The organism is Streptomyces sp. NPDC025833 (assembly GCF_055558055.1).
This window is the reverse complement of sequence record NZ_JBVHNF010000042.1, coordinates 1-15,857: the sequence shown is the minus strand read 5'-3', so window position 1 is coordinate 15,857 and position 15,857 is coordinate 1. Positions and strand designations below refer to the sequence as shown.

At 73.8% G+C, this 15,857-nt stretch carries 2 protein-coding genes; both read right to left on the bottom strand.

Annotation, left to right across the window (positions count from 1 at the left end; genetic code table 11):
- A partial coding sequence (locus tag ACZ4K2_RS36450; protein ID WP_467770015.1) for an SDR family NAD(P)-dependent oxidoreductase occupies window positions 1–13,305 on the bottom strand: 13,305 nt, incomplete at its 3' end.
- Window positions 13,306–13,307: 2 nt separating this feature from the next.
- Complete coding sequence (locus ACZ4K2_RS36445; RefSeq protein WP_467480923.1) at window positions 13,308–15,818, bottom strand: type I polyketide synthase; 2,511 nt, start codon at window positions 15,816–15,818, stop codon at window positions 13,308–13,310.
- Window positions 15,819–15,857 lie beyond the last annotated feature (39 nt).

Here is a 15,857-nt window from a genome sequence, read left to right as displayed (position 1 = left end):
CGCCCCCGCGAACACCGGAAACACCCGGTACAAACCCCGCCCCATCCCCACCCACTGACCACCCTGACCCGAGAACACGAACGCCGACCCACCCGAGTCGCGGGCCTCGCCGGTCACCAGCCCGGGATGCGCCTCCCCGCGCACCAGGGCCGCCAGTGCCTCCGGTCCGGTCACCATGGCCCGGTGCGCGAACCGGGTCCGCGCGGCGAGCGCGGCACCGATTCCGTCCGTGTCGGGGGCCTTGGCCGTGTACGCCTGCAGTCTGCGGGCCTGGGCCCGGAGCGCCTGCTCGGACTTGGCCGACAGCAGCCACGGCACCGGCACCGCCGCCGCAGGGGCAGGCGTGGGAGTGGCAGGAGACTCGGGCGACATCTCCTCGGCCGGTGCCTCCAGGATCACGTGCGCGTTCGTACCGCTGATGCCGAACGCAGACACTCCGGCACGGCGGGGACGCCCCGTCTCCGGCCACGGCAGAGCCTCGGTGAGCAGTGAGACACGGCCCGCCGACCAGTCGACGTGCGAGGTCGGCGCGTCGACGTGCAGCGTCGGCGGCAACTGCCCGTGCCGCATCGCCATCACCATCTTGATGACACCCGCCACACCCGCCGCCGCCTGGGTGTGCCCGATGTTCGACTTCACCGACCCCAGCCACAACGGCTCCACCCGGTCCCGGCCGTACGTCGCAAGCAGCGCCTGCGCCTCGATGGGATCGCCGAGCGTCGTCCCCGTGCCGTGCGCCTCCACCGCGTCTACCTCGGACGGCTCCAACCCGGCATTCGCCAGCGCCTGCCGGATCACCCGCTCCTGCGACGGACCGTTCGGCGCGGTCAACCCGTTGGACGCCCCGTCCTGATTGACCGCCGAGCCCCGGACGACCGCCAGCACCCGGTGACCGTTGCGGCGGGCGTCCGACAGCCGCTCCAGCAGCACCAGACCAGCGCCCTCACCCCAGGCCGTACCGTCAGCAGCCTCGGCGAACGCCTTCACCCGGCCATCGGCCGCAAGCCCCCGCTGGCGGGAGAAGTCGATGAAGGCGGCGGGTGTCGCCATGACCGTCACACCGCCGGCCAGGGCCAGCGAGCACTCCCCCGAGCGCAGCGCCTGCGCCGCCAGATGGATCGCCACCAGCGACGACGAGCACGCCGTGTCCACCGACACCGCCGGACCCTCGAGACCCAGCAGGTACGACACCCGCCCGGAGGTCACGCTCGTCGCCGTGCCGGTGGCCACATAGCCGTCCGCGTCGCGCGAGATCTGGTCCACTCCGCCCGCGTAGCCGGATGCCCAGATGCCGGTGAAGACGCCCGTCTGGCTGCCCCGCAACGACGTCGGGTCGATCCCCGCGTCCTCGAACGTCTCCCACGCCGTCTCCAGCAGCACCCGCTGCTGCGGATCCATCGCCAACGCCTCACGCGGCGAGATCCCGAAGAACGCCGCGTCGAAGCCACCCGCATCCCCCAGGAAACCGCCCGACCGCGTGTACGACGTCCCCGGACCACCGGCCGGATCGTAGATACGACCCACGTCCCACCCACGATCCGACGGGAACTCCCCCACCGCATCCACCCCGCCCGCCACCAGACCCCACAGCTCCTGCGCCGACCCCACCCCGCCCGGATACCGGGCCCCCAACCCGACCACCACCACCGGATCACCCGACACCGCCACCGGAGCCGGCACGGGCGCGACCGTCCGGCGCTCCTTGCCGAGGACCAGCTCGCGCAGGTATTCGGCCAGCCGGGCCGGGGTCGGGTGGTCGAAGATCATCGTCGCCGGCAGCCGGGTCCCGACCGCCGTGGACAGCCGGTTACGCAGCTCCACGCCGGTCAGCGAGTCGAAGCCCAGGTCCTTGAAGGCCAGGTCGCCACCGATCTCGTCGCCGCGGCCCAGCACGGCCGAGGCGTGGGTGCTGACCAGGTCGAGCAGGATCTCGCGTTGCCGCGCCTCGGGGAGCGATCCCAGCTCGCCCGCCAGTCCGGTGGTCCGCACCGGTTTGCGGGCGCGTGCCAGCGCGCGCAGCACCGGCCGGTCGCCCAGCGCGGACACCCTGAGTGCGGCCGCGACCACCGCCGGTTCCGCGGTGTCCAGGCCCCCGTCGAACAGCCCGAGTCCGTGGTCGGTCGTCATCGGCAGCAGCCCCGCGCGGGCGAGGCGTGCACCGTCGGCCTCGGACATCTTCCCGGTCAGCCCGCTGGCCTCGGCCCACTGACCCCAGGCCAGCGACACCCCCGGCAGGCCCTGGGCACGCCGGTACGCGGCCAGGCCGTCGAGGTAGGCGTTCGCCGCCGCGTAGTTGGCCTGCCCTGCCGCGCCGAGCGTCCCGGCCGCCGAGGAGAAGAGGACGAACGCCGTCAGGTCCCGTCCCCGGGTGAGTTCGTGCAGGTTCCACGCCGCCCGTGCCTTGGGCTCCCAGACCGCGGCGAGGCGTTCGGGGGTCAGGGACTCGACCAGGGCGTCGTCGAGCACGCCGGCCGCGTGGACGACGGCGGTGAGCGGATGCTCGGCCGGGATCGAGTCCAGAACAGCCGCCAGCGCGTCCCGGTCGGCCACGTCGCAGGCGGCCACGGTCACCTCCGCGCCCAGCCCGGCCAGCTCCTCGCGCAACGCCGCCCCGCCGCCACCGCGGCTGACCAGCAACAGATGCCGCACACCCCGCTCGGCCACCAGGTGCCGGGCCACATGACCCCCCAGCACCCCCGTACCACCGGTGATCAGCACCGTCCCGGCCGCATCGAGATCCGCAGGAACCGTGAGGACGATCTTCCCGATGTGAGCGGCCTGGCTCATGAACCGGAAGGCGTCCCGCGCGCGGCGGACGTCCCAGGTGGTGAGCGGGGGCAGCCGCAGCTCGCCCGCGCCGAGCAGCCGGACGGCCTCGGCCAGGATCTCCCCCAGCCGCTCCGGTCCCGCGTCGGCCAGGTCGAAGGCCAGCACGCCGGGCCGGATGTCGGCCTTGCCCATCTCCACGAACCGCCCGCCGGGCGCGAGCAGCCGCAGGGAGGCGTCCAGGAACTCACCGGACAGCGAGTTCAGCACCACGTCGAAGGGTCCGAAACGGTCGGCGAACTCCAGGGTCCGGGACGAGGCGATGTGGTCCTCGTCCAGCCCCAGGGCGCGCAGCGCGTCCCACTTGCCCGGGCCGGCGGTCGCGTGGACGTCCGCGCCCCAAAGCCGCGCGAGCCGGACCGCCGCCATGCCGACGCCGCCGGCCCCGGCGTGGATCAGCACCCGGTCACCTGCCTTCAGCCCGCCCAGATCGCGCAGGCCGTACCACGCGGTCATGAACGCGATCGGCACAGTGGCGGCCTGGGCGAACGTCCACTCGTCGGGGATGCGCACCAGCACCCCGTGGTCGGCGACGGCCTCCCGGCCGAACGCGCCGGGCAGCAGCCCGGCGACCCGGTCACCCGGCCGCAGCCCGGTGACCTCGGCGCCGACCTCGGAGACGACGCCCGCGCCCTCGCTGCCGAGCAGCGCCGGGTCCGGGTAGACGCCGAGGGCGATCAGCACGTCCCGGAAGTTCAGGCCGGCCGCCCGCACGGCGACGCGCACCTCCCGGGGCCCGAGCGGGGCCTGCTCGTACGGCAGGAAGGCGAGGTCGTCCAGGCTGCCCGTGCCCGTCTGCGTCAGCCGTCCGTCGAACGCCTCCGGTGCGCAGCGCACGAGCCGGGGCACGTAGACGGCCCCCCGGCGCACCGCCACCTGGTCCTCGTCGCCGACCGACAGGCCGTCGGGCAGCTCGTCGGCGTCCACGAGCACGAACCGGCCGGGGTGCTCGGACTGCGCGGACCGGACCAGGCCCCACACGGCCGAGGCTTCCGGGTCGCTCACCGCGTCACCGGGGGCGACGGCGACCGCGCCCCGCGTGCGCACCACGAGCCGTTCGCCGGGCCCGGCCAGGAAGTCCTGGACGGCCGCCAGCGCCTCGGCGACCGAGCCGGGCGAGACGACGGCGTCGCCGAGCGCGCCTTCGCCGGGGGTCAGCGGAACCCAGTCGAGGGCGTACAGCGGGCCGTGTCCGGCCATCGGGCGAGTGGTCAGCGCCTCGATGGTCGCCACGGGCTCGCCGGACCGGTCCGCCAGGTGGACGGCGTACGTGCCGGGGCGCACCGTCGTCAGCCGGACCCGCGCGGAGGTCACGCCGGTGCGGTGGACCGCGATCCCGCCCAGCGAGAACGGCAGCCGCACGTCGCCTTCCGTGCCGGCCAGCAGCGCCAACGGTTGCAGGGCGGCGTCCAGCAGGGCCGGATGGACGGAGAACCGGGCCGCGTCCACCACGGCGACCTCGGCGAACACCTCAGCGCCGCGGCGCCACACCGCCTGCACGGCCTGGAAGGCCGGCCCGTACTCGTAGCCCGCCGCGGCGAGCGTGTCGTAGAGCCCGGTGACCGGTTCCGCGCCGGCCGGCGGCCAGTGCGTCAGCTCCTGCCCGACCACGGGGTTCCCGCCCACCGTGCCGGTGGCGTGCCGCACCCAGCCGTCCGTACGCGACCGGACGTCGACCGTGCGTCGGCCGGTCCCGTCCGGCTCGCCCACGACGACCTGTAGGTCCACCGCGCCATCCGCGGGCACCTCCAGCGGCGCCTCCAGGACCAGTTCCTCCGCTGCCGCCCCGGTCGCGTGCACCACCAGTTCCACGAACGCCGTCGCGGGCAGCAGCACCGTCCCCCGTACGGAGTGGTCCGCGAGCCAGGGGTGGGTGGCCAGGGAGAGCCGTCCCGTCAGCACCCGCTGCTCGCCCACCTCGACAGCGGCGCCGAGCAGCGGGTGGTCCACCGAGTCGAGTCCGGCCGCGGACACGTCTCCCGCGCCTGCGTTGAGCCAGAACCGCGTCCGCTGGAAGGGGTAGGTGGGCAGCGTCACCGGCTCCCCGTCAGGGAACGGCCACCGCACCGGGACACCCGCGACGAACAGCCGCGCCGTGGCGGCCAGGAACTCGGCCGGGGTGCCGTGGTCGCGGCGCAGCGTCCCGGTCACCACACCCGCCTCGTGCTCCTCCAGCGCGGGCGTGAGGACCGGGTGCGGGCTCATCTCGACGAAGACGGGGGCGCCACCCGAGGCGAGCAGCAGCCGGGTGGTCTGGTCGAACAGCACGGGTTCGCGGAGGTTGCGGTACCAGTAGCCGGCGTCGAGGACGGAGGTGTCGATCCGCTCGCCGGTCACCGTCGAGTAGAAGGGGACGTCCACGGTCCTCGGCTCGATCCCGGCGAGGTCGGTGAGCAGTTGCTCGCGGATCGCCTCCACCTGGGCGGAGTGGGCGGCGTAGTTCACCGGCAGACGACGGGCGCGGATACCCTCCGCCCCACAGGCCGCCAGCAGTTCGTCCAACGCGTCCACATCGCCCGACACGACGACCGAACCGGGGGCATTGACCACCGCCACCGTCAGCCGGCCGTCCCAGCGGGCCACGAAATCGGCGGCCCGCTCGTCCCCGAGGCCGACCGACACCATCCCGCCCTGATCCGCCAGGGCGACCAGCGCTCTGCTGCGCAGGGCGACCACCCTGGCGGCGTCCTCCAACGACAACGCCCCCGCCACGTACGCCGCCGCGATCTCCCCCTGCGAATGCCCGACGACGGCATCAGGTTCGACACCATGAGCACGCCACAACTCAGCAAGCGCGATCATCACCGCGAACAGCGCGGGCTGCACCACATCCACCCGCTCCAGCGAACCACCGCCGGTCAGCACCTCCACCAACGACCAGTCCGTGTACGGCGCCAACGCCGCGTCACACGCGTCGATCACCTCCCGGAACACCCGCTCCGAGCCGTACAACTCCCCACCCATGCCCACCCACTGCGCACCCTGCCCCGGGAACACGAACACCGACCGGCCCAGCGGACGGGCGGTCCCCGTGACGAGATCCGGCGCCGGCCGGCCCTCCGCCAGTGCCTCCAACGCCTCCGCACCGCTCAGCACCGCGCGGTGATCGAACAGGGCCCGGGCAGCCAGAGCGCCCCCGACCGCCGCCGGAGCCACCTCGGGATGTCCGGCAGTGAAGGCGCCCAGCCGACGCGCCTGCTCCCGCAGCGCCGCCTCGGACCTGGCCGACAACACCCACGGCACCACCCCGCCCGCGGACCCCGCCGAGACCCCGATCGGCTCCTCGGCAGCCGCCTCGATCACCACGTGCGCGTTCGTACCGCTGATGCCGAACGCCGAGACGCCCGCGCGACGCAGGTGGCCGTTGTCGGGCCAGGGCCGGGCCTCGGTGAGCAGCCGGATGTTTCCTGACTCCCAGTCGACGTGGGAGGTCGGCGCGTCGACGTGCAGCGTCGGCGGCAACTGCCCGTGCCGCATCGCCATCACCATCTTGATCACACCCGCCACGCCGGCCGCCGCCTGGGTGTGCCCGATGTTCGACTTCACCGACCCCAGCCACAACGGCTCGTTTCGGTCCCGGCCGTACGTCGCAAGCAGCGCCTGCGCCTCAATGGGGTCACCGAGAGTGGTGCCGGTACCGTGCGCCTCCACCGCGTCCACGTCCGCCGTCGACAGCCCCGCGTTCGCCAGCGCCTGCCGGATCACCCGCTCCTGCGACGGACCATTCGGCGCCCCGAGGCCGTTGGAGGTGCCGTCCTGGTTGACCGCCGAGCCCCGCACCACCGCCAGCACCCGGTGGCCGTTGCGACGGGCGTCCGACAACCGCTCCAGCAGCACCAGACCAGCGCCCTCACCCCAGGCCGTACCGTCAGCAGCCTCGGCGAACGCCTTCACCCGGCCATCGGGAGCCAGGCCGCGCTGGCGCGAGAACTCCGTGAACCCCAGCGGGGTCGCCATCACGGTCACCCCGCCGGCCAGTGCCAGCGAGCACTCCCCCGAGCGGAGCGCCTGCGCGGCGAGGTGGATCGCCACCAGCGAGGACGAGCAGGCGGTGTCCAGCGAGACCGCCGCGCCCTCCAGCCCCAGCAGGTAGGCGATCCGGCCGGAGGTCACGCTGGTCGCGGCGCCCGTTCCGAGATAGCCCTCGGCGTCGGCGGGTGCCTGGTCGCCGTAGCCGGAGGACCAGATGCCGGTGAACACGCCCGTCTGGCTGCCCCGCAACGACGTCGGATCGATCCCCGCGTCCTCCAACGTCTCCCACGCCGTCTCCAGCAACACCCGCTGCTGCGGATCCATCGCCAACGCCTCACGCGGCGAAATACCGAAGAAATCGGCATCGAACCCCGCCGCATCCGCGAGAAACCCACCCGCCCGCGTATACGACGTCCCAGGATGATCCGCGTCCGGATGGAACAACCCCTCAACGTCCCACCCACGATCCGACGGGAACCCCCCGATCGCATCCACCCCGCCCGACACCAGACCCCACAACTCCTCCGGCGACCCCACCCCACCCGGCAACCGGCATCCCATACCCACGATCACCACCGGATCAGCGCCACCGGCCACCCCGCCCACCGGCACCGACGACACCACCGGCACCACGCCCCCGCCGAGGATCTCGCTCAGCAGGTGCTCGGCGAGTTGCCGAGGGGTGGGGTGGTCGAAGATGACGGTGGCGGGCAGGCGCAGGCCGGTGGCGGTGTTGAGCCGGTTGCGCAGTTCGACGGAGGTCAGGGAATCGAAGCCGAGGTCCTTGAACGGCTGCCGGTCCCGTACGGCCCCCGGTTCGCGGTGACCGAGCACGGCGGCGGTGTCGGCGGTGACCAGGTCGAGTGCGACGCGCAGCCGTTCGGCCTCCGGCAGTGACCGCAGGCGGTCGGCGATCGCGCCGTGCCGCGCCGGGCGCCGGGCCGCCTTGCGGGAGACGAGACCCTTGAGGGCCGCCGGGACCGCCGGGGTGCCCGCCAGCACGGACAGGTCGAGGTGTACCGGCGCCAGCGCGGCCCGGTCGGTGGCCAGGGCCGCGTCGAACAGCGACAGGGCGCGGTCGGTGGCCAGCGGCACGACCCCGGCTCGCGTCAGCCGGTCCTGGTCGGCGCCGGTCAGATGCCCGGTCATGCCGCTCGGCTCGGCCCAGTAGCCCCAGGCCAGCGAGGTCGCCGGCAGTCCGAGGGCGCGGCGGTGCACGGCGAGGGCGTCGAGGAAGGTGTTGGCCGCGGCGTAGTTGGCCTGCCCGGGGCTGCCGAGCGTCCCGGCCGCCGAGGAGAACAGGACGAACGCCGTCAGGTCCCGTCCCCGGGTGAGTTCGTGCAGGTTCCACGCCGCCCGTGCCTTGGGGTCGGCGACCTGCCGGAGGCGTTCGGGGGTCAGGGCGGTGACCACGGCGTCGTCGAGCACGCCGGCCGCGTGCACGACGGCGGTCAGCGGATGCTCGGCCGGGATGGAGTCGAGTACGGCCGCCAGCGCGTCCCGGTCGGCCACGTCGCAGGCGGCCACGGTCACCTCCGCGCCCAGCCCGGCCAGCTCCTCGCGCAACCCTGACCCGCCACCACCGCGGCTGACCAGCAGCACATGCCGCACACCCCGCTCGGCCACCAGATGCCGGGCCACATGACCCCCCAGCATCCCCGTACCACCGGTGATCAGCACCGTCCCGGCCGCATCGAGATCCGCAGGAACCGTGAGGACGATCTTCCCGATGTGAGCGGCCTGGCTCATGTGCCGGAACACGTCGACCGCGTCCCGGACCCCGCGTACGTCGATCGGCAGCGGTGTGAACTCGCCGTCGGTGAAGGCCCGTACGACGTCGTCGAGGATCTCGCCGAGCCGTTCCGGCCCCGCGTCGGCGATGTCGAACGCCCGGTAGACGATGTCGGGGTGTTCGGCGGCGTCGCGGATGTCGGTCTTGCCCATCTCCACGAACCGGCCGCCGGGCCCGAGCAGCCGCAGGGAGGCGTCGACGAACTCGCCGGACAGCGAGTCCAGGACCACGTCCACGGTCGGGAACTTCCGCTCGAACTCCAGGGTGCGCGACGAGGCGATGTGGTCCTCGTCCAGTCCCAGGGCGCGCAGGGTGTGCCATTTGGCCGGGGCGGCGGTGGCGAACACCTCCGCCCCGAGCCGCCGGGCCAGTTGGATCGCCGCCATGCCGACGCCGCCGGTGCCGGCGTGGATCAGGACCCGGTCACCGGCCGCCAGCCCGCCAAGGTCGCGCAGTCCGTACCAGGCGGTCAGGAACACCACGGGCACGGACGCGGCCCTGGCGAACGACCAGTCGTCGGGCATCCGGACCAGCAGCCGCTGGTCGGCGACGGTGACCGGGCCGAAGGCGCCGGGGACCAGTCCCATGACGCGGTCGCCGGGGCGGAACCGGGTCTCCGGGCCGGTTTCGAGGACGACACCGGCGCCTTCGCCGCCCATCAGGGCGTCGCCGGGGTAGACGCCGAGGGCGATCAGCACGTCCCGGAAGTTGAGTCCGGCCGCCCGCATGGCGATCCGGACCTGCCCGGGCCCCAGCGGCTCCATGAGCTCGGGGCGGGGCACCAGCGCCAGGTCGTCGATGCTGCCGGTGCCCGTGTCCTCCAGCCGCCAGGGCCCGTCCGGCGGGGTGAGGCTCGCGCCGACGCGGACCAGGCGGGGGACGCGCAGCGCCCCTCGGCGTACGGCCAGTTCCGGCTCGTCCGTGCCGGCGATCAGCGCGGGGTCCCAGGTCGGGTCGGCGTCGACCAGGACGAACCGGTCGGGGTGCTCGGCCCGCGCGCCGCGGACCAGGCCCCAGACCATCGAGTGGTGCAGGCCGACCACGTCACCGGGCGCGGCGGCGACGGCGGCGCGGGTGACGACCGCGAGCCGCGTCCGCTCGCCCGCCAAGTGGTCCCGGATCACGGAGAGTACGCTCTGCGCGCTCCGGTACGCCGCCTCGACGGTGTCCGCCTCGGGCTCCGGTCCGGGCACCTCATAGACGACCAGGTCCGCGGGGTCGCCGCCCGTCGATGCCGATGCGAGGGGAACCCAGTCGAGTGCGTACAGGCTGTCCGGGACGGCGGTGGCGTCCCGGACGGTCAGCGACGTGATGACCGCGACCGGGGTGCCGTCCGGATCGGCCACGGCCACGGTGTACGTGTCCGGCCCGGTGGCGGACAGGCGTACGCGCAGCGTCCGGCTGTCCGCGGGCCGTATCGCCACTCCGGTGAACGCGAACGGCAGGCCGGTGCGGTCGGTGAGGAACGCCATGGGGTGCAGTGCGGCGTCGAGCAGCGCGGGGTGCAGGGCAAACGGTTCCTCGGCGGGAAGCTCCACCTCGGCGTAGACGGTGTCGCCGACCCGCCGGGCCGCCGTGACGCCCTGGAACGCCGGCCCGTACTCGTAGCCGAGCACGGACAGCGAGTCGTAGAGCCCGTCGACGTCGAGGGGCTCTCCGGCCGGCGGCCAGTCCCAGGCGCTCAGCACCGGCTCCTCGCCCAGGGTCCCGGTGGCGTGCCGCGCCCACTCGTCGCCGTCACGCGAGTACACCGTGAGCGGGCGGCGGCCGTCGTCCTCGGGGCCCACGACGACCTGGAGGTGCACCGGGGTGTCGTCGAGGACGAGCGGCGTTTCGAGCACCAGCTCCTCGACCGCGTGGCCGAGCCGGCCGGCCGCGTAGGCCGCCATTTCCATGAACGCGGTGCCGGGCAGGAGGACGGAGCCCCGTACGGCGTGGTCGGCCAGCCACGGGTGAGTGGCGAGCGAGATCCGTCCGCTGAGCACCGCGCCGTCGGGCAGTTCCACGAACGTGCTGAGCAGGGGGTGGTCGCCGGACGCCGCCGGGGCGGGCCGCAGCCAGTACGGCTGGCGCTGGAAGGCGTACGTCGGCAGGCTGACGGGCTCGGTGTCGTCCGGGAACCGCCAGTCGACCGGGACACCGTGGACGTGCAGGCGGCCGAGCGAGGTGAGGAAGCCGGCCTGGTCGCGCCGGAGCGTGCCGGTGACGAGGAGGTCGGAGCCGTGGTGGTGACCGGTCTCCTCTACGGCGGAGACCAGGACCGGGTGCGGGCTGGGCTCGACGAAGACGGTGTGGCCGTCGTCGAGCAGCGCACGGGTGGTCTGGTCGAACAGCACGGGTTCGCGGAGGTTGCGGTACCAGTAGCCGGCGTCGAAGGCGGAGGTGTCCACCGGTTCCGCGGTGACCGTGGAGTAGAACGGGATCGTCGCCGGGCGCGGTGTGATGCCCGCGAGGTCGGTCAGCAACTGCTCGCGGATCGCCTCGACCTGGACGGAGTGGGCGGCGTAGTCCACCGGCAGGCGGCGGGCGCGGATGCCGTCGGCCTCACAGGCCGCCAGCAGTTCGTCCAGCGCGTCGAGGTCGCCCGACACGACGACCGAACCGGGGGCATTGACCACCGCCACCGTCAGCCGGCCGTCCCAGCGGGCCATGAACTCGGCGGCCTGGTCATGACCGATCCCCATGGAGACCATGCCGCCCTGCCCGGCCAGCACCGCCAGCGCCCTGCTCCGTAACGCCACCACCTTGGCGGCGTCCTCCAACGACAACGCCCCCGCCACGTACGCCGCCGCGATCTCGCCCTGCGAATGCCCGACGACGGCATCGGGTTCCACACCATGGCCGCGCCACAGCTTCGCCAGTGCCACCATCACCGCGAACAGGGCGGGCTGCACCACCTCCACGCGCTCCAGCGAACCACCGCCGGTCAGCACCTCCACCAACGACCAGTCGGTGTACGGCGCCAGCGCCGCGTCACAGGCGTCGATCGCCTCCCGGAACACCGGCTCCGAGCCGTACAACTCCCCACCCATGCCCACCCACTGCGCACCCTGCCCCGGGAACACGAACACCGACCGGCCCAGCGGACGGACGGTCCCGGTGACCAGGCCCGGCACGGACCGGCCCTCCGCCAGTGCCTCCAACGCCTCCGCACCGCTCAGCACCGCGCGGTGATCGAAACGCGTCCGCCCCGCCAACGCCCGACCCACCGGGACCGCGCCGACCTCCGGATGCCCGGCCAGGAACGCCGCCAGCCGACGCGCCTGCTCCCGCAACGCCACATCCGACTTCCCCGACAGCACCCACGGCACCGCCCCGGGCGCGGGCCCCGCCGGAGCCCCGACCGGCTCCTCGGCAGCCGCCTCGATCACCACGTGCGCGTTGGTGCCGCTGATGCCGAACGCCGATATGCCGGCACGGCGGGGACGCCCCGTCTCCGGCCACGACCGGGCCTCGGTGAGCAGTGAGACGTGGCCCGCCGACCAGTCGACGTGGGAGGTCGGCGCGTCCACGTGGAGGGTCCGCGGCAGTTCACCGTGCCGCATCGCCATGACCATCTTGATCACCCCGGCCACACCCGCCGCCGCCTGCGTGTGCCCGATGTTCGACTTCACCGACCCCAGCCACAACGGCTCGTCCCGTCGCTGACCGTAGGTCGCCAGGAGCGCCTGCGCCTCGATGGGGTCGCCGAGAGTGGTGCCGGTACCGTGGGCCTCCACCGCGTCCACGTCCGCCGTCGACAGTCCGGCGTTCGCCAATGCCTGCCGGATGACGCGTTCTTGGGACGGGCCGTTCGGCGCCGCGAGCCCGTTCGACGCGCCGTCCTGGTTCGCCGCCGAGCCCCGGACGACCGCCAGCACCCGGTGGCCGTTGCGGCGGGCGTCCGACAGGCGTTCCAGCAGCACCAAGCCCGCGCCCTCACCCCAGGCCGTACCGTCAGCCGCCTCGGCGAACGCCTTCACCCGGCCATCGGCCGCAAGCCCCCGCTGCCGCGAGAACTCGACGAACCCCGCCGGCGTCGCCATCACCGTCACACCACCGGCCAACGCCAGCGAGCACTCCCCCGCCCGCAGCGCCTGCGCCGCCAGGTGGATCGCCACCAGCGACGACGAGCACGCCGTGTCCACCGATACCGCCGGACCCTCAAGACCCAGCAGATACGACACCCGCCCGGACGTGGCGCTGGTGGCTGTTCCGGTGGCGAGGAAACCTTCGAGGTCCGGCGGCGGCTGGTTGCCGTAGCCGGAGGACCACAGGCCGGTGAACACGGCCGTGCGGCTGCCGCCGAGCGTGGTCGGGTCGATGCCGGCGTACTCGAAGGTCTCCCAGGCGGTCTCCAGCAGCACCCGCTGCTGCGGGTCCATCGCCAGTGCCTCGCGCGGCGAGATGCCGAAGAACCCGGCGTCGAAGCCCGCGCCGTCGGCGAGGAAGCCGCCCGACCGGCTGTAGGTCGTGCCCGGCCGGTCCGGGTCGGGGTCGTAGACGACGTCCCAACCACGGTCCGGCGGGAATTCGGTGATCGCGTCGGCACCGTCCGAGACGAGCCGCCACAGGCCGTCCGGGGACTCCACTCCGCCCGGGTAGCGGCAGCCCATGCCGATGATCGCGATCGGCTCGCGCGCGGCCTGCTCCATGTCGGCGAGGCGCTTGCTGAGCACTCCCAGGTCGGCCGTGGCGCGCTTGAGGTAGGTGCGGAGCTTCTCTTCGTCGGACATCGCTACTCCTCAGCGTTGCGGGACTCGCCCGAGCGGATGACCTCGGTCCTGCGGTGCGCATCGTCCAGAAGGCTGAACAGTTCGTCGTCGCTGGCCTCGTCGACACCGGCCGCGGAGCCGGTACGTTTGGCGGTCCAGGCCGCGAGAAGTGCTTCGAGGCGGGCCGCGACGGTCTCGTAGTCGGCGTCGGCGGCAGCCGCGTCCAGGGTGGACTTGAGCTGGTCGAGTTCGGCGAGCAGGGGGTCGGGGGCGTCGGTGCCGTGCAGCCGTGTGTGCACGAAGGCGGCCAGGCGGGCCGGTGTCGGATGGTCGAAGACGAGCGTGGCGGGCAGGCGCAGGCCGGTGTCCGCGTCGAGCTGGTTGCGCAGTTCCACGGCGGTGAGCGAGTCGAACCCGATGTCGGTGAACGCCTGGTCGGGGTCGACCGCCCCCGGTGACGAGTGCCCTAGGACGAACGCGACCTGGCCCACAACCAGTTGCAGCACGTCCGCCTGCGCCCACACGCGGTCGGCGGCGGCCTGCCTGCGCCGGGGTCGTACCAATTCCCGCAGTAGGGCTGGTGGTTCGCCGGCGCGGCGCAGCGCCGGCAGGTCGAACCTGACGGGGGCGAGGGTGGGGGCGCCGGCGGTGAGCGCGGCGTCGAACAGGGCCAGCGCGTCCGTCGTCGGCAGCGGCCGTACGCCGGCCCTGGCCAGCCGGTGCCGGTCGGTGGCGGTCAGGCCTCCGGTCATGCCGCTGGCCTCCGCCCAGTAGCCCCAGGCGAGCGACACGGCAGGCTGTCCCTGGGCGTGCCGGTGTGCGGCGAGACCGTCGAGGTACGCGTTCGCCGCCGCGTAGTTCGCCTGGCCCGCGCCGCCCAGCACACCGGCCGCCGACGAGAACAGCACGAACGCCTCCAGGTCCGAGGTCAGTTCGTGGAGGTGCCGCGCCGCGAGCGCCTTCGGCTCCCACACGCGTGCGAACTGCTGCGGGGTGAGGGACTCCACGACGGTGTCGGCCAGCGTGCCCGCTGCGTGGATCACCGAGGTGACCGGGTGTTCGGCGAGCAGCCGCGCCATCGCCTCACGGTCGGACACGTCGCACGCCACGATGTCGGCGGTCGCGCCCAGCGCGGCCAGGTCGGCGGTCAGCGCGGCCGCGCCGGGGGCGTCCGGGCCGCTCCGGCTGACCAGCAGCAGGTGCCGCACGCCGTGCCGCACGGCGAGGTGGCGGGCGATCGTGCCGCCCAGGGTGCCGGTGCCTCCGGTGACGAGCACCGTGCCCTCGGGGCTGAGCGGCGCGGGCAGCGGTTCGGCCCGCGCCCGTTCGAGGCGGGGGACGTGCACGGCGCCGGCGCGGATCGCGAGCTGGGGTTCGTCGCCGGCCAGCCGTACCTTGTCGCCGTCGCCGCAGTCGACCAGCACGAACCGGCCGGGGTGCTCGGTGGCGGCGGACCGGACCAGGCCCCAGACGGCGGTGGCCCGCGGGTCGACGTCCTCGCCCGGCCGAACCGGCACGGCGTTGCGGGTGGCGACCACCATGCGCGGGGTGTCCGTGGTGAGGAAGTCCTGGATCACCCGCAGGGTCTCGACGGGCGATGTGGCGTGGTGGACCGGGATGTCCGGTTCGGTGGTCGCCGCTTCCAGGACCGGCCACGCCACCTGGTAGGGCACGTCCTGCGTGGTGACCCCGGCCGGCCGGCGCAGGGTCAGCGAGGCGATCTCGGCGACCGGCGCGCCCGACTGGTCGGCGAGGCCGATCGCGCAGGTGTCCTGGCCGGTCACGGTCAGCCGGACCCTGGCCTGCTCGGCGCCGCGCCACCAGGAGATCCCGGCGAAGGAGAACGGCATCTTCGCCCGGTCGTCGGCGACGGTCACGGTCTGGATCGCGGCGTCGAGCAGGGCGGGGTGCAGGGCGAACCGGGTGTCGCCGGGGGGTACGGCAACCTCCGCGTAGAGGGTGTCGCCGTCGCGCCAGGCCGCTCGCAGCCCTTGGAAGGCCGGGCCGTAGGCGAATCCGGTGTCGGCCAGGTCGTCGTAGAAGGCGTCGAGGTCGACGGCTTCGGCGGGCGGCGGCCACTGCCGTGCCCAGGGCTCCCGTGGTGCGACGGCTACGGCGCCCAGGGTCCCGGTGGCGTGCCGTACCCACTCGCCGTCCGCGCGCGAGTGGATCGAGACGCTGCGCCGGCCCGCCCGGTCGGGGCCGACGGTCACGGACACCTGCACGCCGTCCGCGACAATCAGCGGTGTCTCCAGCGTCAGGTCCTCGACCGCCGGGGAGCCGACGTGTTCGCCGGCCCGGAGCGCCAGGTCCACGAACGCCGCGGCGGGCAGCAGGGGCGAGCCCGAGATGACGTGTTCGGTGAGCCACGGCTGCGCGGCGGTGGTGAGTTGACCCGTCAGCACCACGCCGTTGTCGTCGGGGAGTTCCATGGCTTCCCGCAGCAGCGGGTGGTCGATCCGGCCGTCACCGGCCGGTGCCGGGGTGGTGGGCTGGAGCCAGTAGTGCTGGTGCTGGAAGGGATACGAAGGCACCCCCGCGCCCGCCCCGGTCTCCGCGATAGTCGGTGGTGT